Raw genomic sequence first — 21,011 nt, 5'->3', positions numbered from 1 at the left:
AATTTAATCCTTGCTTTGCCGATATTCGATTGTGACGGAACGCACAATTCGCCGCTGAGCGGCACTTCTTATCTCAATCGTTAATGCAGTCGGTTAGAAAGGATAAATTATGTTGCCAACCCGTTTGGCTGCCCGCATAACGCTGGGTGGCCTGCTATTACTGTGCGTCACCACCGCAGTCGTGTTTTCCGTTCTGTTGTTGCGCGGTCAGCCGCGCGTCATCGAAGCCAGCCATACGCTGATTGAGCAGGCCGGTAGCAATCTGGTCAGCCAATTAAATCAGCAGCTGGTGCGCATTGAAGGCGAGGCCGTCAGCATGGCGCGCCTTGCTGAAGTGTTGCCGCACGATGCCACGCTGTGGCAGCAAAGCTTCCCACAAATCATCAACAGCAGCGGCAATAAAACCATTGCCGGCGGCGGCGTGTGGCCGGAACCCGATGCGTTTAGCGCCGGTGTGCAACGTCGTAGCTTCTTCTGGGCGCGACAGGGTGATGGCGCGCTGGCCTATTCCGATGACTACAACCTGCCTGCGGGCAACGGCTATCAACAGGAAAGCTGGTACAGCGCGGTGCGTAACGGACCGCGCGATCGTTGCGGTTGGTCGGAGGTTTATCAGGATCCGGTCTCCGGTGTGAAAATGGTGACCTGCAGCGTGCCGTATGCGGCGGGCGATCGGTTTGCCGGTGTCGCAACGCTGGATGTGCAGCTGGATAATCTTGCGGGCTTTATGCAGCAGAAAGGGCAGGTGACGGGCGGTTATGCCTTTGCGCTCGATAGCGCGGGCAATCTGCTCTATTACCCAGGCCAGGATATGAAATCGCTCACCACCTTGAGCAGCCTGGCGGAAAAATCCAGCTGGCTGGCGCCGCTGGCCGCCCGTATCACCCAGTTGAAGGGCGATGGCGATGTATTACAACTGTCGGATTTTGCAGACGGCTACTTGCACAACAGCGCGCAGGTGACGCTGTTCCGCATGCCCGGCACCGGTTGGGTGATTGGCCTGGTAACGCCGGAAAGTGCCGTCAGCGGCCTGGCGCGTACCATGATGCGCGACATCTTCACTTTCCTGATTCCGGCGATGATCGTGCTGCTGCTGTTAACCTGGGCGTTTACCCAACGCATTGGCCAACGTCTGAAGGCGACGCACGCGGCGCTGGATGAGATTGCCAATGGCGATGGCGATTTAACCCGCCGTCTGACCAAAAGTGGGCGCGATGAGCTGGCGGATATTGCCGGTGCGTTCAACAGCTTTGTCGATAAGATCGCTGGCGTGATTACCCGCGTGCAGGGCAGCGGCGAAACGGTGGCGGCCAACGCATCGGGATTAGCGCACAGCAACACCGCGCTGTCGGAGAAAATCGCTGAGCAGGCTGCGGCGCTTGAGCAGAGTGCGGCGGCGATGGAGCAGCTTAACGCCACCGTGCAGCAAAACGCTGAAAATACCCGACTGGCCGATGCTGCCGCCGAACAGACCGCGCAGATTGCCCGCAGCAGCAGCGAAGTGATGGGCGAAGTGGTGAGCACCATGGGCGCTATTCAATCCTCGTCGCGCCGCGTGGCGGAGATTCTGACGGTGATTGACAGCATCGCGTTTCAAACCAACATCCTTGCCCTGAATGCGGCGGTGGAAGCGGCACGCGCCGGTGAGCAAGGGCGTGGTTTTGCGGTGGTGGCATCTGAAGTGCGCGCCTTAGCCCAGCGCAGCGCCACGGCGGCGCAGGAGATCAAAGCGCTGATTGCCGATTCCGACAGCAACGTGCTGGCCGGCAGTAAACTGGTGGAAGGCGCGGGGCAGCAGCTTTCGCAACTGGTTTCCGACGTGCATAAAGTGAAGCAGGTAGTCAGCGAGATGCGCGTGGCCGGTGATGAGCAGAGCAAAGGTATCGCGGAAGTGACGCTGGCCGTATCACAGATGGAGCGCGGTATTCAGCAAAACCTGAGGCTGGTGACGCAAACCGCCGAAAATACCCAGGCGCTGCGTGATGAAGCGGCGCAGCTGGCGCAAGAGATGGCGATGTTTAAAGTGGCTGAGCAGTAAAAAATCGGGCAGCGTCGGCTGCCCGTTATCATTTAGACGATGCGCCAGGCGGCGGCAATCATCTCGGTTAACGTCGGTGCATCGTAGCTGACCCAGCCGTTTTTGCTGTTGGCGCGTGACACAATCCAGTCAACGTCGGTGGCTGACAGCGTTGGGCCCTCTAACCAGAACGGCACGATCGCCTGCTGCTGGATCCAGGCTTTCAACGCCAGCGCGGGCGGCGCGGGATCGTCCGGCAGCAGCTGTTGGCCGAACTGCGCCATCAAACGTTGCTGTTCAGCATGCTCGGTTTCTGCCAGCACCTCGAGGAACGGGAACAGTAAACGTCCGCACACTTCGCCGTGATGGAACGGCTTAATTGCCCCTAACTCACCGGCAATGCCGTGGATCACGCCCAATCCGGCGCTGCTCAGACACACGCCACCCAACCATGACGCCATCATCATCGCTTCGCGCGCGGCATCTCCACGCTCGTCGTCACGGTTTAAATCTGGCCAGGCCTGGAAGAACAGTCGCAGCCCATTAAGCGCAGTTTGCTGGGTGAACAAATTGCCTTTGCGCGACAGATAGGCTTCGAAAAGATGGGTGAAGGCATCGATGGCGCAGGTTGCCAGCACGCTGTCGGGCGCGCCTTTTAGCAGATCAGGATCGAGAATTGCGACCTGCGGCACAAACACCGGATGGCGCAGCGACGCTTTGACCTGAATATGCTGCTGATCGGTCACCACTGCGTTCTGCGTGACTTCGCTGCCGGTGCCGGCCGTGGTGGGAATGGCGATCAGCGGCAAGGTCACCGCTTGCACTGGCGTATCACCGACTTTCTCCAGATAGCGCGCGGTATTCAGAGGGTGCTGCATCATCGCGCTAAAGGCTTTAGCCGCATCCAGCACGCTGCCGCCGCCAATCGCCACCACGCGATCAACATGGCCGCGCCAGCGTCGCACCCAGCCATCAATCTCATCTGGCGAGGCTTCATGGCTGACAATCTCGTAACCGATGATGTGATCGTTGAGCGCGGCACCTAAGCGCGTCCAGGCCGGACCATTCAGGAATGAGCGGCCGCAAAACAGCAGCGTCGGCTGGGTATTGGCCGCCAGCAGCGGAATCAGTTGGTCAATGCTGCCGCGCCCAAACAGGGTTTGTTGATTACTGTACAACTCGATCAGATTCTCACTCACCTGCACGTCCTTCTTGTTTGGCTCAAAGACCTAAGTGTAACCATAAGCCATGACACTCCCGCTGCAAACATTCTGATAACCCGCTGGCAAAAAGTTGATCACCTTCGCAAAACAGAAATTCCGCTGCGGCGCCAGGTGCTTTGTACGCAATGTTACCCTTAACATGATACCCGTAACATTGCTCAGCAGGATGTTTACTGTGGTGCACGTTGTTGATTCTCATGTCCTCTGGGATAACCAAAATAAACCGCTGCCGGTAACTTACCGTGCGCAAAAGTGGAGAAAAATTATGCCATTACTCTATGTGGCGATTGGCGTAGCGTTACTGCTGTTGCTGATGATTCGTTTCAAATTGAACGGATTTATTGCGCTGATTCTGGTGGCGCTGGCCGTTGGCATGATGCAGGGCATGCCGGTCAACAAAGTTATCGTTTCGATTAAAACCGGCGTCGGCGGCACGTTGGGCAGCCTCGCGCTGATCATGGGTTTCGGCGCGATGCTGGGTAAACTGCTGGCGGATTGCGGCGGGGCGCAGCGAATCGCCACCACGTTGATCGCTAAATTTGGCGAGAAGCATATTCAGTGGGCGCTGGTGCTGACCGGCTTTACCGTCGGCTTTGCGCTGTTCTACGAAGTGGGATTTGTGCTGATGCTGCCGTTGGTGTTCAGCATCGCCGCCTCCGCGCGCGTGCCGCTGCTTTACGTGGGTGTGCCGATGGCGGCCGCGCTCTCGGTCACACACGGTTTCCTGCCACCGCATCCGGGCCCAACTGCGATCGCCACGCTGTTTAACGCCGATATGGGTAAAACGCTGCTGTACGGAACGCTGCTGGGGATTCCAACCGTTATTCTCGCCGGTCCGGTTTATGCGCGCTTCCTGAAAGGCATTGATAAGCCGATCCCGGAAGGCTTGTGGAACCCGAAAACCTTTACCGAAGCGGAGATGCCTGGCTTTGGCGTCAGCGTCTGGACGGCGTTGGTGCCGGTGGTGCTGATGGCGTTGCGCGCAGTAGCGGAGATGCTGCTGCCGAAAGGTCACGTGTTGTTGCCGTATGCCGAGTTCTTTGGTGACCCCATTATGGCAACCTTGATTGCCGTGCTGATCGCCATCTTCACCTTTGGTCTCAACCGTGGCCGCAGCATGGATGACGTGATGGCCACCATCACCGATTCGATCAAGATCATCGCGATGATGCTGTTAGTGATTGGTGGTGGCGGGGCGTTCAAACAGGTGCTGGTGGACAGCGGCGTCGATAAATATATCGCCAGCATGATGCATGAAACCAATCTGTCGCCGATCTTCATGGCGTGGTCGATTGCTGCGGTGCTGCGTATTGCGCTGGGTTCCGCTACCGTGGCGGCGATTACGGCAGGCGGGATTGTCGCACCGTTGATCATCACCAGCGGCGCCAGTCCGGAACTGATGGTGATTGCGGTTGGCTCCGGCAGCGTGATTTTCTCTCACGTCAACGATCCGGGCTTCTGGCTGTTTAAGGAGTATTTCAACCTGACCATCGGCGAAACTTTCCGCTCATGGTCGGCGCTGGAAACCATTATTTCGGTGTGCGGTTTGCTGGGTTGCTTACTGCTCGCCAACGTCATCTGAGTATCAAGGCTGAGGCACTGCGCCTCAGCCGCTTGCGGTTTACTGCGTTAAGGCGCGGAACGCCGCGAGTTCCTCTTGCGGCATTCCCGCTTGTAACGCCGCGTCACAGATTTGCTCCCAGCTGTTGCTGTCGAGAGGAATGCCATCGCGTTCACGTGCCACGCGGTTTTGCTCCTCCCACTCGCCGGGCACCTGAATCGGTGCATCGCCACTTTGCGGCGACTGTTTCACCCAATCCAGGAATGATTCCGCTTCTTCCTGCATCGCAGGCGCATCAAACGCATCCGGATTCACGATGATGGTGGTCATGCAGTTGAAAATGGCATCGTGGCTGGTGACCAGCGTCTCATCATGTGTGGTGCGTCCGCCGGACAGCGCGCCGCCGAGAATTTCACACATGGTTGCCAGCGCATAGCCTTTGTGCAGACCAAACGGCATCAGTGAACCATACGGCGCCTGGTGCATCACGCCTGGCTCGGTGGTCGGCTGGCCTTGATGATCAATCAGATAACCTGGCGCGACCTGCTGCTCTTTATTCCACGCTACTCGCGTTTTACCAAAGGCGATGCCGCTGGTGGCGAAATCGAGCAGCAGTGGTTTGGCATTGCGGCGCGGGAAAATGGCGCAAAAAGGATTAGTGCCAAAACGACGATCGCTACCGTTAAACGGCGCGACCATCGGATCGCCCATCACGTTAACAAAATGGAACGAGACAAAACCGGCGGCCGCACACTGTTCTGCCCAATGGCCGATGCGACCAATGTGGTGCGAATGGTGTAAACCAACCGCCGCAATACCTAACCTGGCTGCGCGCTCAATACCGAGTTGCATCGCCTCAAAGGCCGCCACCTGACCAAAACCGTTGTGCCCGTGTAGCGTCAGCACCGCGCCGGCGTCTTTTGCAATGCTGGCATGTTGGTTGAGTTGCAAAAAGCCCTGTGCCAGCGATTTCATGTAGCTCGGAATCATGCCAACGCCGTGTGAATCGTGACCCGCCAGATTCGCGGCCACCAAATGGTCGGCGACCAGGCGCGCTTCTTCGGCGCTGCTGCCAGCATGTAACCAAATGGCTTGAACAAACTGATGAAGGCGAGAAGGGGGAATAAGATGCAGAGTACTCATACGGTCAATCTCCTTATCATGAACAATCATGCATCCTGTGCCGAAACCAGTAATAACCGCAAGTCAATGATAAGAAGTAAAGGGCCACAACGTGTGGCCCAAAAACTCAGTGCGGCTGTTCAAAGCCCGCTTTGACCATCTGATCGCGCAGTGCGCGGGTAATTTCACGGTTTCCGCCAGTGATCGGATAAATGACATTGTTGACGACATCGTCAAGATAGTGCTCTTCAAATTCCTGCAGGGTGAGTTGCGTGCCACCTTCATCATTAATCGCAATACTGCCGCTGATGTGGTTGCCGTAATCCTTTGCCTTAAGGCTATAACGCCCCATGCTGGTATTAATCGTGCTCATAAGAATCTCCTTGTTACGTCGGCATTGATAACAATCGAGGCCTCTTCAGGCGCTATAAGTTTAGACTGCGGACAGGCGCTGAGTGCGGAATCAAGGAGAGGGAAATCGCAGGCTGCGACCCATCTCGCAGAATTAAATCGGCATTAAGCGAAACGATAGCAAAGGGTTGTGACCACTCTCGCAGCGCCCAGCGAAAGCAGAATGATCATCTATACTGGTAAGCAGACACGTTATTTTTCATACTTGAAGGAGCGAACAATGAAAATAATTCTGTGGGTCATCGCCATCATCTTCATCGTTGGGTTACTGACACTAACAGGCGTCTTTAAACTGATTTTCTGACAACAACAGGCACCTGCGGGTGCCTGAATTTTTTATTCAGCATAGGATTTTTCGCTGTCATTAAAAGACGCAATCGGCAGGATAAGATCGCCCAGCGTCAACGGTTTCTGACATTGTGCGCAGCAGGCGCCATGATGATTTATTGCATCGACCTGTTTGCAGTCCGTTAAGGTGTAAAAAAATTTAGTGCAACCGCAGCGGCTACAACGAATAGTCATGTCAGTTTTTTCCCCATCTCCGTCCTGGAGTATCGAGATTTATCTTATTCGTCGGGCGAGTTCAATTGATAAATTTTGTTAATTTATTCCATGCGTGAATAGTTGACACTAAGTCACTGAAAGCTATCTCATTGCTTGCCGTCATCATCACAACATGATTGCACTTTGTGTACATCCCTCAGTAATACCTTTCCGTTTATCCGGCGTTTCAATTTCACGTTCCGCATGAGGTAAAATTCGCCGTCAACCGAGAATTAGCCTGGAGATATTAAGCCTGTTGTTTAATATCCTTTTGGCGATTACTTAGGAATGCGTCGTACAAGAATCTGAAAAATTTACCTCAGGGTAGTGCATTTTTTCAGCATGAATTAACAGGAAATTACGTTGTGAATCGGCACTTTTCTGCAGTTTTGTTAGGCTGCATTTTGACCTCATCGGTCTCATTTTCGGCATCAGCGGTAACAACTTCACAAGCCATCAAATCAGGCTGGAACACCTTTAGCGATAACGTGTCGCAAACCTGGTCGCAACCGCAGAATTATGATTTTTATCTGCCGGCGATTACCTGGCACAACCGTTGGACTTACGACGATGAACACATCGATAAATACAACGAGCGCCCGTGGGGCGCAGGTGCGGGCGTTTCGCGCTGGGATGAGAAAGGTAACTGGCACGGTTTGTACCTGATGGCGTTCAAGGACTCCTTCAATAAATGGGAGCCGATTGGCGGTTACGGTTGGGAAGCGACCTGGCGACCGCTTAGCGATCAGAACTTTCATTTGGGCGCCGGATACACGGCGGGTGTAACGGCGCGGGATAACTGGCGCTACATCCCGGTTCCGCTGATATTGCCTTTAGCATCAATTGGATATGGTCCAGCCACTTTCCAAATGACTTATATTCCTGGCACTTACAATAACGGCAACGTTTACTTTGCATGGCTGAGATTTGAGTTTTAAGCGCTGGCGGCACGCATAAAGTGTGATCGGCATGCAAAAAATCAATATTTATCACTTTTTCATCAAAACGCACTGGACAAATGTCACCGCAATTGCTGTACTAGACGTCGACACAGTTTAGTGTCCTTTTTTCATGTAAAGGTAATATAGATGTCTAAGATCAAAGGTAACGTAAAGTGGTTTAATGAGTCGAAAGGCTTCGGTTTCATTACTCCAGAAGATGGCAGCAAAGATGTATTCGTACACTTCTCTGCAATCAACAGCAACGGTTTCAAAACTCTGGCTGAAGGTCAACGCGTTGAGTTCGAAATCACTGACGGCGCTAAAGGCCCATCAGCTGCTAACGTTATCGCACTGTAATTTAACAGTTCGAATTCTGAAAACCCGCCTTCTGGCGGGTTTTTTTTATTCATTTTTAGGCTCGCCACCAAATAATCATCCAGCTCGCTAAGGCAAGCATGCTGATGCTCAGTGCCATTAACTCATCGAAAGTGCGTGGAATAAGGTTCTTCATTTCGCCTGCCTTAGAAAGATATTTCCCTCAGCATGCCAATGCCAGATTAAGCCAGCCTTAAGCCGTTATGACATTCTCGTGACAAGGCAGATTCTGCGGCACATCTCACAGATAACTTCCGTAACATAGCCACAACAATGCTTACTTGCAGATTTTTGTCCGGCAACGCTATATAACTGCTCAGGGAAAATGAGGAGGCAGGATGAACATACGTCAGGCACAGGCAAAAGACAGTTTTGCATTGAGCGCGTTGCTAACCGAATTAGGTTATAGCGCGACGGAAGGATTTATCGATACACGTTTGGCGCAGCTTATTCATCATCCCGATGAAATGTTGTTGGTCGCGGAACACGGCAATCAGGTGCTGGGCTTTCTCTCGTTGCACTTTATTCCGCAGCTGGCATTGGCCGGCGATTTTGCGCGCATCAGCTACTTCTGTATTGCCGAAGGCGAGCGCAGCAAAGGCAGCGGGCAGCAGTTATTGAACCACGCCGAACAGCTGGCGCGGTCACGCGGTTGCGACCGTATGGAAGTGCACTGCCATTCATCGCGCCTCAAAGCCAACCAGTTCTATGCGCGTGAAGGCTATGTGGAATCACCGCGCTATCACATTAAAGCTCTGGGTTAAGATTGAGCTCGCGTCCGCTGGCTATCACGATGGCATCGGCGATGCTGTCGAGTTGTGCAACAGGCAGCAGCGCCGCGCTGACGCGAATGAACTGCCGGCTGCTTATGCTACAGCGTTCTCCGGGCAGCACGGCGATACCGCGCGCGGCTAGCGTGATCATCGCGTACTGCTCCGATTCCACCGGAATCCATACGCTCAAACCATCGCGCTCTTCCAGCACCAGACCGCGTTTCGCCAGCGCGGCCAGTAACTGCTGGCGACGCTGCGCATAGGTGGCTTTAGCCTGCTGAATACGCTGCTGAGTCTCTTCATCATTGAGCATCCACGCCACGGCATCCTGCAAAATACGGCTGGTCCAGCTCACGCCAAAGTTGCGCCACGCTTGCAGGCGCTTCACCATTTCTGCGGTGCCTGATAACACCGCCAGCCGCAAATCCGGCCCATAAGCTTTGGAAAACGAGTGCACGTGCAGCACGCGTTCGGGATAGTGGAAGCCGAGGCTAAACACCGGGTAGCGCGACAGATCGCCAATGCCGTCATCTTCGACAATGACGGTGCTGCTGTTTGCCAGCACGCGCGCCAGCTCTGCACTGCGACGCTGGCTCACGCTGTTTCCGGTGGCGGAATGTGTGCGCGGTTGATAGATAAACATCGCCGGAGATTTCTGCATCAGCGTGATCAGCGCCGAGGGAATGGGACCTTGCTCATCACAGGGCAGCGGCAGAATTTCTGCACCCATGTTGTCTAAAATATCCAGTAATCGCGTGGCGGTAGGATCTTCGATCACTACACGATCGCCCGGTGACAGCAACGTCTGCACGATCAGGTTCATGGCATCGAAGCCGCCATCGGTTGCCAACCAGGCTTCGGCGGGATAGGGCCAACGTGGCGTTACGGCATCCTGCAATTGCGGTGAAATCGCCTCACGCTGATAACTATTCAGTTGCGGCGACGCAATGCCCGCCAGCATCGCCCGACGCAGATCCGGCAATAACGTTGGATCCGGTGAGGCCATCGCCAGTGACGCCTGAATATTCTCGCCGTAATTGCCGATCTTCTCGAAGCGAATCGGACGCGGCATCACGCTGTTACCGCTCACCCACACGCCGCTGCGACCTTTACCCGCCAGCACTTTCTGCTTCTTCAGTTGCGCCCAGGCAGCGGAAACGGTTGCCGGGCTCACGCCCAATCGCTCAGCCAACTCGCGTACCGCCGGCATCTGCATGCCCACCGCAATCTGCCCATCGCGAATTAGCGTGGATGCCGCATGCGTGATGCCTTTCACCGAAGCATCCGTGATCTGCTGGCTGAGCCACTCCAAATCCACACTTTGCGTCATAAGAAAATCCTTTGTTCAGTAACAAATAATAGATTGTTCAGATTAGTATTCGCGATTTAGACTCAAATTCAAGCACTATTTGCTGCATAAATAATCACAGCCGCAGGGCTGGCAGAACAGACGGGGAAGGCAAAACTATGGTAACCATCAGACTGGCGGTACGTGACTGGGATTACTTCACACCGCTGGCACTTGGCGATATCAAGCCGGAAGGTTTCACGCTGGAGATCGATCGCGTTGGCACGCTGGTGGATAACCTCGCCACCAGCGATAAATACGATGCCGGTGAAGTGTCGTTTAGCCGCTTTGCTCAGGCCCGGGCAAAAGGTGACACTTCACTGTTGGGCCTGCCACACTTTCTGATGCGCGGTTTCCGTCAGCGCTGCATCATTACGCGCAGCGACAGCCCGATTACCTCGCCAGCGCAGCTGAAAGGTAAAAAAATCGGCGTCACCGGCTGGCAGGATTCAGGCAACACCTGGACGCGCACCGTGCTGCGTGAAGCGGGCGTGGAGATTGATGATGCGTACTGGTTTGCCGGGCGTTTGACTGAGGATCACCCGATTGTTGATCGTCTGGCCGGTTTTGGTCGTCCGGGGCGTATTGAACCGGCGCCAGGTGAGCGTCCACTGATCGCGTTGCTGAAAGCGGGCGAGCTGGATGCTGTGTTTACCCCTTTTATGCCGGAAGGTTTTTTCCTCGCCGATTCGGGTTTGCGTCAGCTGCAGGTGGATTTTGCCGCTGCCGAGCGCGACTACTTTAATCGCGTCGGTTATGTGCCGGGCATTCACTTACTGGCACTGAAGCCCGCCTTAGCGGAGGCGCATCCGTGGCTGCCTCAGGCGCTGAGCGACATCATCGATCGTTCGTACCAGATGTGGATGAAGAAGCGCGAGAAATACGCCGACACCACGCCGTGGCTGCTGGACGATTTGCGGCGCACCGCGCAGGAATTACCGGCCAACTGGAATCAGAACGGATTTTCCGTTAACAAAAAGATGATTGCCGACTTTGCGAATGAGCTGTTCCAGCAAGGCCTAACCCAAACATTGCTGACGCCGGAAGCGATTTTTCCGGCTGCGGCGCAAGGAGAATAACCATGAAAGTAGCAATGGGACAATTTGCCGTCAGCCGCGAATGGCAGGAAAACACCGATATCTGCATCGGATTGATGAACCAGGCATTGGCAGGCGGTGCTGATCTGCTGGTGCTGCCGGAAGGCGTGCTGGCGCGTGATATCGCCGATCCTGATCTGGTATTGAAAGCGGCGCAGCCACTTGATGGTCCTTTCGTCACGCAGCTGCTGGCGGTTAGCCAAGGCAACAATCTGACCACCATGATGAGCGTGCACGTGCCGACAGAAGGGCAGAAGGCGCTCAATGTGCTGATCGCCATTCGCAACGGCGAAATCATCGCCGAGTACGTGAAACTGCACCTTTACGATGCCTTCGCCATGCAGGAGTCGCAGCGCGTAAATCCGGGGCGCGAAATTCCGCCGCTGGTTGACGTGGCGGGCATGAAAGTCGGGTTGATGACCTGCTACGACGTGCGCTTTCCGGAGCTGGCGCGTCGCTTAGTGCTTGACGGCGCGGATGTGCTGGTGCTGCCGGCAGCGTGGGTGAAAGGCCCGCTGAAAGAGATGCACTGGGAATTGCTGACCACCGCGCGTGCGCTGGAAAACACCTGCTACATGGTGGCGGTGGGCGAATGCGGGCCACGCAATATCGGCAACAGCCTGGTAATCGATCCGTTGGGCGTGGCGATTGCCAAAGCGCCGGAATCGGCCGCGCTGGTGTTTGCCGATCTCGATCCACAGCGCATCGCCTACGCACGCAGCGTACTGCCGGTGCTGGAAAATCGCTGTTTTGCGCGTCCCGAACTTAAACCACTTTGATCGCTGGGGAATCTGACTGATGAAAATTCTTGCTACCGCCATCGCGCTGTCATTGGGCCTCACGGCCTGTTTCGCTCAGGCCGCCGACGTGATTCCTGCGCAAAAAGTGGATCAGGCGCTGCACGATCGTCTGCCAGCAGAGATCAAAAGCAGCGGTAAAATGATCTCGGTGAACAACGGATCTTTTCCTCCGTATGAGATCGTTAACGGTCCGCACTCAATGGACGGCGCTTCCGCCGATCTCACCGAAGCGCTGGCACAATTGCTGGGCGTGAAGATTGAACATGCCACCGTCAGCGGTTTATCGGGCGTGCTCACCGGCATTAATTCCGGCCGCTACCAGATGGCGATTGGCCCGATTGGCGATTATCCGGATCGTCAGCAGAAGGTTGATTTTATCGACTTCGTGCAGGAGTTCGTGGTGTTTGGCGTGCAGAAAGGCAATCCCTCGAAGATTAACGGTCTGGAAGATACCTGCGGTAAACGCATTGCGGTAATGGCGGCCGGTTCAGCAGAGCAGGTGATTCGCAAGCAGTCCGATGCCTGTGTCGCGGCGGGTAAACCGGCGGTGGTGGTGCAATCCTTCACCGACCAGCCATCGTCGATTTTAGCCGTGCGTTCAAAACGTTCCGATGCTTTTTTCTCCTCGCAGGCGCCGCTGACATACTTCATCGAACAGGCCAATGGCCAGCTGGAGCTGTCGGGCAAAGGCAAGAAAAACGGCTTTGGCGACATTTTCCAGGGCACCGTGGTACCCAAGGGTTCTGAACTCGGCAACGTGGTGCTGGATGCGTACAAAGAGCTGTTCAGTAATGGCACTTACGCGGCCATCATGAAGAAGTGGAAATTAGACGGCAACGTGTTGCAGCAACCGGGACGTAACCTGGCGCAAGGGGCAGCAAAATGAGTCCGGTCACCAACAATTCGCGAGCCAGGGATAAGGCCGACGTGCAGCAGCGCGATGTGGCTTTTGCCCGCAGTGCGCCCACTTATGGGCGCTGGATCTCATGGATTTTGGTGCTGGTTATTGCCGCGAACTTCCTCTGGCTGGTGGCGACCAACCCCAATTTCGAGTGGAACGTGGTGCTGCAGTGGTTCACCGAAGGTTCGGTGATGAAAGGCCTGCAGGTCACGCTCGGCTTGACGGTGGTGTCGATGATTCTCGGCACGCTGCTCGGGCTGCTGTTGGGCGTCTGGCGTCTCTCGGAAAACAAATTGCTGAGCGGCTTATCGTCCCTCTACATCTGGTTTTTCCGGGGTACGCCGCTGCTGGTACAGCTGATCTTTTGGTACAACCTGTCGACGCTGTTTCCCACCATCGCAATCACTCTTCCGTGGACGGATATCACTTTTGCCAGCTGGAACACCAACGATCTGATCACGCCACTGACCGCAGCCATTGCCGGACTGGCGCTCAATGAAGCGGCTTATATGGCCGAGATCATTCGCGCCGGCCTGCTGTCAGTGGATAACGGTCAGGTCGAAACCACCCAGGCGTTTGGCATGAGTCGCAGTCGTGCGCTGCGCCGCGTGATCATTCCACAGGCGATGCGTTCAATTATTCCGCCTACCGGCAACCAGTTGATCAGCATGATCAAAGCGACCTCGCTGGTAAGTGTGATCGCTATGGGCGATCTGTTGTACTCAGTGCAGGCGGTTTATAACCGCACCTTTGAAATTATCCCGATGCTGATGGTTGCGGTGATCTGGTATCTGCTTATCACCTCGATTCTTAACCTTGGCCAGTCCGCCATCGAGCGTTACTACGCCCGTGGCACCACCCGCACGGTGGTGAATAAACGTCGCGTTGCTGCTAACGAAGCCGCGCCTGCCGTCGCGCACCGTCTGAAGGAGGATGTATGAGTGAAGTTCAGCCACTGGTGCGTGCGCGTAATGTGCAGAAGAGTTATGGCGATAATGAAGTGCTGAAAGGCATCGATCTCGATGTGTTTCCCGGTGAAGTGGTGGTGATTCTCGGGCCATCAGGTTCGGGTAAATCCACCTTTTTACGCTGCATTAACCATCTGGAAGACATGAATGCCGGTTCGATTGTGGTCGGTGACGATCAGATCGGTTATGAACTGAAGCGCGGTATTCTGCATCGTCTGTCGGCGCGTAAAATTGCTCATCAGCGCCAGAAAATCGGCATGGTGTTTCAGCAGTTCAACCTCTATCCGCACATGACGGTGCTGCAAAACATCATTGAAGCGCCGATAGGTGTGCACAAATTTACACGGCAGGATGCACTCAAGCATGCGCGTGAGCTGCTGGCGACCGTGGGATTGAGTGACAAAGCCGATGCCTGGCCGCGTCATCTATCCGGTGGCCAGCAGCAGCGCGTGGCGATTGCGCGTGCGCTGGCGATTAAACCGGCGCTGATGCTGTTCGATGAGCCCACTTCGGCGCTCGATCCGGAGTTAGTCGGCGAAGTGCTGGCCACTATGCGCACCTTAGCCGATCAAGGGCTAACCATGATTGTCGTGACCCATGAAATTGGTTTCGCGCGTGAGGCGGCCGATCGCGTGGTGTTTATGGATGGCGGCGTGGTAGTGGAGCAGGGTAGTCCGGAGCAGGTGATTGGTAACCCGCAACATCCGCGCACGCAGGCATTTCTCAGCCGCTTTATCTGAGCAGGCGGTCTCACTCTGTTACAGATTGCAGTTGAGGCCGTTTATAAACTGCGCGTTAATAGTCAGGTCCGTTTTTCACATTGGTTGAAAGGTAAATTATGGAAGGTATCAGTATTGCCAAACTGCTGATCATCGGTGCGCTCATCGTACTGCTTTTTGGCACCAATAAGTTACGTTCACTGGGTGGCGATCTGGGTTCCGCAATCAAAGGCTTCAAAAAAGCCATGAAAGATGATGAATCCGGCGCATCCAAAAGCAGCGCTGAAGAAGTGCCTGCTGAACGTGTCAGCCACAAAGAGTAATCTCTGCGCCGAACGTCAATAAGTGTAAATATTTATTACGTTGATAAAAAACCAGACTGTCGCCAGCCTGGTTTTTGTTTTTTGCGTCTTAGTGCCAATTGGCGTAAATGATTTCCTGCTCATCCACATCAAATATTGTTGAGCCATATAAGCTATCAAAGTCGCTCAACCCATCCTGGGTATGCCAGCCCTGCAACATATCATCAGTTAAAATTAAGGGTATCAGCGAAAGTCTTTCTTCTTCCTCGGCTGTAATAACATCAATGAGTGCTATTTCAATTTTGTCTGATTCACTCTCATCAATTGGCATAATGATTTCGCCTATTTTAGGCTTAGTCAAAAACGGATAATCAACTTTGCCACCCATTACGCCTTGCGGATTAATGGGGACTGCACTAAAAACATGTTGAGCGACAGAAATATCGGTGGGCAGTTCAAACTGCCAGCGGCCTTGGCTATCAATTTCAGAGCTGCCGACCCACACATCATCAAGATAAAAGTATAACGTCGTACCAACTGGCGCATCACCGCTGAAAGACCCTTCATCCTCGTTCAGATCATCAATAATGACCTCATTTTCAGTGATAACCTTTGACTGTACCTGTACTAAAAGTTGAGGTTTGGCACTCTCGCGTTCAGGTAGCGTGGCAATTTCCACACTCTCGTGGTGCATGCCGATAGCCGGTTGCCACAGTTGTGGCAGAGGAGCATTGAATTTCGCTTCCAGCAAATCAAAATTCCATTCAGGTTCAGGCTCTTCATTAATCACAGCAAGTACATTCTCCTGAGAAGTTTGAAAAGCGATATCTTCAGCATAAGGCATGATGTGTCGCACCACTTCGGGCATCACAGCGACAGTTTCATGACCCTTTAATGGCAACTCTAAATGAATTTCATCGTATCGATGCTCAATACTGATAGCGGTAGCGATAAATGCATTGGCACATGAGGCGTGAGATGAAGTATAGGGATTGGTGTTATCTATGGGCGTGGTGCGCGCTTTAAGCGCATCCAAACTCTCTCCGGATGCACTGTTAAGCCGCACATCGGGTATTTGACCTGACAAATCGGGTTCCCGGAGAAAATCGAGCCCCTTTAAGTGAGAGGATGTTTGCATTATCTGACCTTCAAAATAAACACTGAGAAAAGAGAAATAGGCTCTTATGGCCTCAGCGATTAAAGCGACAGATTTGAGACAGGGATTAAGACTTTTAAGGAGATATTTGCGATTGCGCCCTGGTAAGAACGCAATCGCGAAGCATATTACTTAACTTCCAGACCTTTGGCCTGCATATCAGCATGATAAGAGGAGCGCACAAACGGGCCGCAGGCGGCATGGGTGAAGCCCATCGCCATTGCTTCTTCTTTCATTTCGTCAAACTCGGCCGGGCTAACGTAGCGCTGCACCGGTAAGTGGTGACGGCTCGGCTGCAAATACTGTCCCAGCGTCAGCATGGTGACACCGTGGCGACGCAGATCGCGCATCACTTCAATGATTTCAGCATTGGTTTCGCCAAGGCCGACCATCAAACCCGATTTAGTCGGGATATCCGGATGCGCTTCTTTGAAACGCTCCAGCAATTTCAGTGACCAATCGTAGTTGGCGCCAGGACGGACCTGACGGTACACGCGCGGCACGTTTTCCAGATTGTGGTTAAACACATCCGGTGGCGTCGCGGTGAGGATTTCCAGCGCGCGATCCATACGACCACGGAAGTCCGGTACCAATGTTTCAATTTTGATGGTTGGGCTTTTTTCGCGAATCGCGCTGATGCAGTCAGCAAAGTGCTGGGCACCACCGTCGCGCAGGTCATCACGGTCCACAGAAGTGATAACCACATAACGCAGTGCCATATCGGCGATGGTTTGGGCCAGTTTCAGCGGTTCGTTAGCGTCAGGCATATTCGGACGGCCGTGCGCCACGTCGCAGAATGGGCAGCGACGGGTACAGATCGCGCCGAGGATCATAAAGGTCGCGGTACCGTGGTTGAAACACTCTGCGAGGTTAGGGCAGGAGGCTTCTTCACACACCGAGTGCAGACCGTTTTTACGCATCGCGGCCTTGATGCCCTGAATGCGGCTGGAGTCCGCAGGCAGTTTGATCTTCATCCATTCCGGCTTACGCAGAATTTCTTCACGCTCAACCATCACGGTTTTCACCGGGATCAGCGCCATTTTGTCGGCATCGCGATACTTGACGCCACGTTCCATCTGAATTGGTTTACTCATAAATCTGCAGGTTCCGGTCGGGATTGCGATTTGAAAGCTTCCTCACTCAAACTGAGAACCAGGCTTTCAACTTTTTTTGAAAATATGGCAAAAATTATATCATCTCGTCTGCTCATAAGCAGCCGATTCGCCGGTGCAAAAGTTACAATTTTGTAAATAGGCACGTACAGTCAAGGTCAGACCGCGGCATCACTTTGCCATTCCAGTTGGGTAAATCCGGTTAAACGGGCGAAATGTTGCACCAGACGTGGTCGCACATCGGCGGGCGTGACGCCCGGCTGCAGCTGGCTAAGCTGCGTCATTTGCATCCCGGCATATCCGCACGGATTGATGCGCAGGAACGGCGCTAAATCCATCGCCACATTCAGTGCCAGGCCGTGAAACGAGCAGCCTTTACGAATGCGCAGTCCCAGCGAACAAATCTTGTCATCGCCAACGTACACGCCCGGCGCATCCGGTCGCGCCCGCGCGCTGATGTCATAGTCGGCCAGCGTGGCGATCACCGTTTCTTCTAACGCCGTCACTAACTCGCGCACGCCCATCTTGCGACGTTTTACGTCAATCAGCACATACATCACCTGTTGGCCGGGGCCGTGATAGGTTACCTGGCCGCCGCGATCGCTTTGTACCACCGGAATATCGCCCGGCATCAGCAGATGTTCAGCTTTCCCTGCCTGGCCTTGGGTAAACACCGGATGATGTTCCACCAGCCAGATTTCATCGGCAGTGCTGCTGTCGCGTTGATCGGTAAAGTGATGCATGGCATCGGAGATGGGTTGCCAATCGCGCTGGCCGAGTTGACGAACAAGAAGCGTATTAGCTGACAAAGCAGAGATCCGGTAAAGAGTGGAAGGCAGAGTATAACGCTGGCAAAGCGGACTTTGCCAGCGCCAGAATTACAGCACCATGCGCACGATTTCGATGTTGCCTAGCTCTTCATACAGGGTTTCAACCTGCTCAATGTGTGTGGCGATGATGGTAATGGAAACAGAGTGATAGTTGCCTTTGCTGCTTGGCTTAACGTCCGGTTTGTAATCGCCTGGCGCGTGGCGCTGCACCACTTCAACCACTTGATCAACCAGCTCCGGTTGCGCCAAACCCATCACTTTGTAAGTGAAAGGCGTAGGGAATTCGAGCAGTTCATTCAATTTGGTTTTCATACATTGACTCCGGTGCTTAAAAAACAGGCTCCCGCCGAGGCGGGAGCAAAGATAGTAACTTAATTGGGGGCAAATTGGCGTTTTTTCAAGCGCGCCTTAGCCGAACCAGTGGTGGAACATCAGTTTGATGTAATCGATGATGCGGCCGAAGAAACCACCTTCTTTCACTTCATTCAGCACCACCAGCGGACGCTGTTCCACCGTTTTGCCGTCGAGCTGGAAGTTGATGCTGCCCACTACCTGATTTTTCTGCAGCGGCGCATGCAGTTCAGTGTTGTTCAGCACATAGCTGGCTTTGAGATCTTTCATGCGGCCACGCGGAATGGTCAGATAGGCATCTTTCTCCACACCCAACTGCACACGATCGCTGTCACCGAACCACACAGGCTCAGAGGCAAACTCTTTGCCCGCTTTCAGCGGTGCGACGGTTTCAAAGAAGCGGAAGCCCCACGTCAGCAACTTCTTGCTCTCGGTTTCACGGCCTTTAAAGGTACGACCGCCCATCACCGCGGAGATCAAACGCATCTGGCCTTCTGTTGCCGAGGCGACCAGGTTGTAACCCGCTGCGTCTGTGTGGCCGGTTTTGATGCCATCGACGTTCAGGCTGGTATCCCACAGCAAACCGTTACGGTTGGTCTGCTTGATGTTATTAAAGGTGAAATCTTTTTCACGATAAACCGCGTACTCATCGGGTACGTCACGGATCAGCGCCTGGCCGATCAACGCCATATCGCGCGGCGAGCTGTATTGGCCTTCGGCATCCAAACCGTGCACGGTCTGGAAGTGGGTGTTTTTCAGACCCAGCGCGCCAACGTAGTTGTTCATCAGGTTGACGAATGCGTCCTGGCTGCCGGCAACGTAATCCGCCATCGCTACACAAGCGTCGTTACCTGATTGCAGCACGATACCGCGCGTCAGCTGAGAAACCGGCACACGATCGCCAGGCTTGAGGAACATCAGTGATGAACCTTTGAATACCGGATTACCGGTTGCCCAGGCATCTTTACCCACGGTCACGATGTCATCGTTATGGATTTTTCCCGCTTTGACCGCCTGACCAATCACATAGCTGGTCATCATCTTGGTCAGGCTTGCCGGATCGCGGCGTGCATCCGCGTTCTTTTCGGCCAGCACTTTGCCGGAGTTATAGTCGATCAGCACATAAGCTTCAGCATCAATGTCCGGTACACCCGGAATCATAGTCTTAAGATTAACATCGTCCGCAAATGCGGCATGGCTGAGAGAAAGGGCGACCAGTGATCCCACTGTCAGGCGTTTCAGAAAACGAGAAGGTTTCAGCGTATTCATGTTCAGGACTACAACATCCGTGGGTTTAGAGTGAAAAAAGTGCCTAACTATAGCAAACGCCCGATCGGGCGACATCTTGCTTTGCAAATCAGTTTCAGCAGGAAATGTCACTGTCCGTTACATCGATGGACGGGCAGTGGTAATAAATGAGCTCATTTGCGCTTCAGTGTTAAGACGTTGCTGCAAGGCAGCGGCTTCGGCACGGCTTTTATAGCCACCTAACTGAATGCGATAGACGTTGCCGTTGGCTTCAACCGCGCCCGGCACGCCAAAGCGTTTACCCAAGCTTTCGGCCAGCTGACGTGCACGCGCCGGATCGTTAATCGCGCCGACCTGAACCACATAACCGCTGCCGGCATGGGCATTCTGGCTGGTAGCTGGTGCGGCGGCAGCGGCTGGCGCGGCAACCGGCTCGTTGCCTTCCAGCACGCCCGTAGCTAACGGCTGTGGCGCGCCGAGAAAGCCGCTGCTCTGGACGGGCGCACCCATGCTGTCACTGCTTTGCAAGGTGCTGTTATCGACAGCGCGCACATCCTGCGGTGCAGGCGCTGGCGCAGCATTGGCGCTGCCGCCCATCATCACCATGCCGCCGCCGAGATCGGGACGCGCGGGCAGGGCGTAACTCTGTTTGGCGACGGTGGTACCGATGGTGCCGGGACCGGAAACGGAACCATCCGGCGCCACTTTAATGTAATCAACGCGCACGCGGGTGTTGTTAGAGATATTCAGGCGATCGCCCGCCGCACGCGACAAGTCGATAATGCGGCCTGGCGTGTAAGGGCCACGATCGTTGACGCGTACCACAATTTGGCGGCCGTTGGCGAGGTTAGTGACACGCACATAGCTCGGCAGCGGCAGCGTTGGATGCGCGGCGGTCATGCCTTCCGGATCGTAAGATTCACCGATAGCGGTGCGATTCCCCCGCGCTTCGTCACCGTACCAGGTGGCTAAACCCACTTCGCTGTAGTTCGAGGGATCTTTGATCACGCGGTAGTTTTTACCGTTGACGCTGTAATCCTGGCTGGTGGAAGGATTGATCGGTTCATAACGTGGTTCCACGCCAGGAATTTCCACTACCGGGCCGTTATAGGCCGGTTGCGGTGGCGCAGTATTATTCTGCGGTTCCGGTGTGGAACAGGCAGCCAGTACCAATGATGCCAGTGCAACCCCAAGCCAGTCCTTACGCATGTGC

General features: G+C 54.4%; 21 protein-coding genes. 11 read left to right on the top strand and 10 right to left on the bottom strand.

Annotated features, from left to right (window positions below; genetic code table 11):
• Nucleotides 1–109: 109 nt before the first annotated feature.
• Nucleotides 110–2,038, top strand: a complete 1,929-nt coding sequence (locus KVT28_RS06575) for a methyl-accepting chemotaxis protein (protein ID WP_217547279.1) — start codon at nt 110–112, stop codon at nt 2,036–2,038.
• Between the two features lie 32 nt (nt 2,039–2,070).
• Here the strand turns inward: KVT28_RS06575 and KVT28_RS06570 are convergent, their stop codons facing one another.
• Nucleotides 2,071–3,222 (bottom strand): iron-containing alcohol dehydrogenase, encoded by a 1,152-nt coding sequence (locus tag KVT28_RS06570; protein WP_368734920.1) that lies wholly within the window; start codon nt 3,220–3,222, stop codon nt 2,071–2,073.
• A 283-nt stretch (nt 3,223–3,505) separates the two neighbouring features.
• On the opposite strand from KVT28_RS06570, the gene gntT reads away from it, so the two are divergent.
• Nucleotides 3,506–4,822 (top strand): gluconate transporter, encoded by a 1,317-nt coding sequence (gntT, locus tag KVT28_RS06565; protein WP_217547273.1) that lies wholly within the window; start codon nt 3,506–3,508, stop codon nt 4,820–4,822.
• A 39-nt stretch (nt 4,823–4,861) separates the two neighbouring features.
• On the opposite strand, the gene KVT28_RS06560 is transcribed toward gntT, so the two are convergent.
• Together KVT28_RS06560 and KVT28_RS06555 are read right to left on the bottom strand one after the other, a co-directional pair.
• Nucleotides 4,862–5,944 carry a malate/lactate/ureidoglycolate dehydrogenase gene (locus KVT28_RS06560; RefSeq protein ID WP_192236649.1) on the bottom strand — a complete coding sequence of 361 codons (1,083 nt, stop codon included), beginning with the start codon at nt 5,942–5,944 and terminating at the stop codon, nt 4,862–4,864.
• A gap of 106 nt (nt 5,945–6,050) precedes the next feature.
• Nucleotides 6,051–6,296, bottom strand: a complete 246-nt coding sequence (locus tag KVT28_RS06555) for a hypothetical protein (protein ID WP_101763266.1) — start codon at nt 6,294–6,296, stop codon at nt 6,051–6,053.
• Nucleotides 6,297–7,281: 985 nt separating this feature from the next.
• On the opposite strand from KVT28_RS06555, the gene pagP reads away from it, so the two are divergent.
• The 3 genes from pagP (at nt 7,282) to KVT28_RS06540 (ending at nt 8,957) form a co-directional block, all read left to right on the top strand.
• Nucleotides 7,282–7,815 carry a lipid IV(A) palmitoyltransferase PagP gene (pagP, locus tag KVT28_RS06550; RefSeq protein WP_240632918.1) on the top strand — a complete coding sequence of 178 codons (534 nt, stop codon included), beginning with the start codon at nt 7,282–7,284 and terminating at the stop codon, nt 7,813–7,815.
• Nucleotides 7,816–7,965: 150 nt separating this feature from the next.
• Nucleotides 7,966–8,175: a transcription antiterminator/RNA stability regulator CspE gene (gene cspE / locus KVT28_RS06545; RefSeq protein WP_007890714.1), complete on the top strand. Its 210-nt coding sequence runs from the start codon at nt 7,966–7,968 to the stop codon at nt 8,173–8,175.
• A 356-nt stretch (nt 8,176–8,531) separates the two neighbouring features.
• A complete protein-coding gene (locus KVT28_RS06540) occupies nt 8,532–8,957 on the top strand; it encodes a GNAT family N-acetyltransferase (protein WP_101763263.1) in 426 nt (141 codons plus the stop codon).
• Here the strand turns inward: KVT28_RS06540 and KVT28_RS06535 are convergent.
• On the bottom strand, nt 8,941–10,296 hold the full coding sequence (locus KVT28_RS06535; RefSeq protein ID WP_101763262.1) for a PLP-dependent aminotransferase family protein: 1,356 nt from the start codon (nt 10,294–10,296) through the stop codon (nt 8,941–8,943). The genes KVT28_RS06540 and KVT28_RS06535 overlap by 17 nt on opposite strands.
• Nucleotides 10,297–10,433: 137 nt before the next feature.
• Here KVT28_RS06535 and KVT28_RS06530 point away from each other — a divergent pair, with 137 nt between their 5' ends.
• The 6 genes from KVT28_RS06530 to tatE all read left to right on the top strand — a co-directional run bounded on the left by KVT28_RS06530 (nt 10,434) and on the right by tatE (nt 15,122).
• Nucleotides 10,434–11,393 carry an ABC transporter substrate-binding protein gene (locus KVT28_RS06530; protein ID WP_101763261.1) on the top strand — a complete coding sequence of 320 codons (960 nt, stop codon included), beginning with the start codon at nt 10,434–10,436 and terminating at the stop codon, nt 11,391–11,393.
• 2 nt (nt 11,394–11,395) lie between these two features.
• Nucleotides 11,396–12,190, top strand: a complete 795-nt coding sequence (locus KVT28_RS06525; protein ID WP_101763260.1) for a deaminated glutathione amidase — start codon at nt 11,396–11,398, stop codon at nt 12,188–12,190.
• Between the two features lie 19 nt (nt 12,191–12,209).
• Nucleotides 12,210–13,097 (top strand): ABC transporter substrate-binding protein, encoded by an 888-nt coding sequence (locus KVT28_RS06520; protein WP_101763259.1) that lies wholly within the window; start codon nt 12,210–12,212, stop codon nt 13,095–13,097.
• Nucleotides 13,094–14,053 carry an amino acid ABC transporter permease gene (locus KVT28_RS06515; protein WP_101763258.1) on the top strand — a complete coding sequence of 320 codons (960 nt, stop codon included), beginning with the start codon at nt 13,094–13,096 and terminating at the stop codon, nt 14,051–14,053. Before KVT28_RS06520 ends, KVT28_RS06515 begins: the two co-directional genes overlap by 4 nt.
• Nucleotides 14,050–14,820 carry an amino acid ABC transporter ATP-binding protein gene (locus tag KVT28_RS06510; protein WP_101763257.1) on the top strand — a complete coding sequence of 257 codons (771 nt, stop codon included), beginning with the start codon at nt 14,050–14,052 and terminating at the stop codon, nt 14,818–14,820. Before KVT28_RS06515 ends, KVT28_RS06510 begins: the two co-directional genes overlap by 4 nt.
• Nucleotides 14,821–14,918: 98 nt before the next feature.
• The gene (tatE, locus tag KVT28_RS06505; protein ID WP_064740541.1) at nt 14,919–15,122 is read left to right on the top strand and encodes a twin-arginine translocase subunit TatE; all 204 of its coding nucleotides are present in this window, start codon (nt 14,919–14,921) and stop codon (nt 15,120–15,122) included.
• Between the two features lie 88 nt (nt 15,123–15,210).
• Here tatE and KVT28_RS06500 read toward each other — a convergent pair whose 3' ends face one another.
• The 6 genes from KVT28_RS06500 to rlpA all read right to left on the bottom strand — a co-directional run bounded on the left by KVT28_RS06500 (nt 15,211) and on the right by rlpA (nt 21,007).
• Nucleotides 15,211–16,239 (bottom strand): hypothetical protein, encoded by a 1,029-nt coding sequence (locus KVT28_RS06500; RefSeq protein ID WP_217547271.1) that lies wholly within the window; start codon nt 16,237–16,239, stop codon nt 15,211–15,213.
• Nucleotides 16,240–16,385: 146 nt separating this feature from the next.
• A complete protein-coding gene (lipA, locus tag KVT28_RS06495) occupies nt 16,386–17,351 on the bottom strand; it encodes a lipoyl synthase (protein ID WP_101763255.1) in 966 nt (321 codons plus the stop codon).
• 176 nt (nt 17,352–17,527) lie between these two features.
• Nucleotides 17,528–18,178 (bottom strand): lipoyl(octanoyl) transferase LipB, encoded by a 651-nt coding sequence (gene lipB / locus KVT28_RS06490; RefSeq protein WP_217547269.1) that lies wholly within the window; start codon nt 18,176–18,178, stop codon nt 17,528–17,530.
• A 69-nt stretch (nt 18,179–18,247) separates the two neighbouring features.
• A complete protein-coding gene (ybeD, locus tag KVT28_RS06485) occupies nt 18,248–18,511 on the bottom strand; it encodes a DUF493 family protein YbeD (RefSeq protein WP_008103691.1) in 264 nt (87 codons plus the stop codon).
• Nucleotides 18,512–18,607: 96 nt separating this feature from the next.
• Entirely contained in the window at nt 18,608–19,819 is a 1,212-nt protein-coding gene (gene dacA, locus KVT28_RS06480) for a D-alanyl-D-alanine carboxypeptidase DacA (protein ID WP_101763253.1), read from the bottom strand.
• A 117-nt stretch (nt 19,820–19,936) separates the two neighbouring features.
• Entirely contained in the window at nt 19,937–21,007 is a 1,071-nt protein-coding gene (gene rlpA / locus KVT28_RS06475) for an endolytic peptidoglycan transglycosylase RlpA (protein WP_217547266.1), read from the bottom strand.
• Nucleotides 21,008–21,011 lie beyond the last annotated feature (4 nt).

Origin of the sequence: Pantoea sp. GbtcB22 (genome assembly GCF_019091025.1) — a bacterium.
Lineage (GTDB): Bacteria > Pseudomonadota > Gammaproteobacteria > Enterobacterales > Enterobacteriaceae > Pantoea > Pantoea leporis.
Note: the sequence above shows the minus strand (reverse complement) of the source record. Positions and strands in the feature narration are given on the sequence as shown.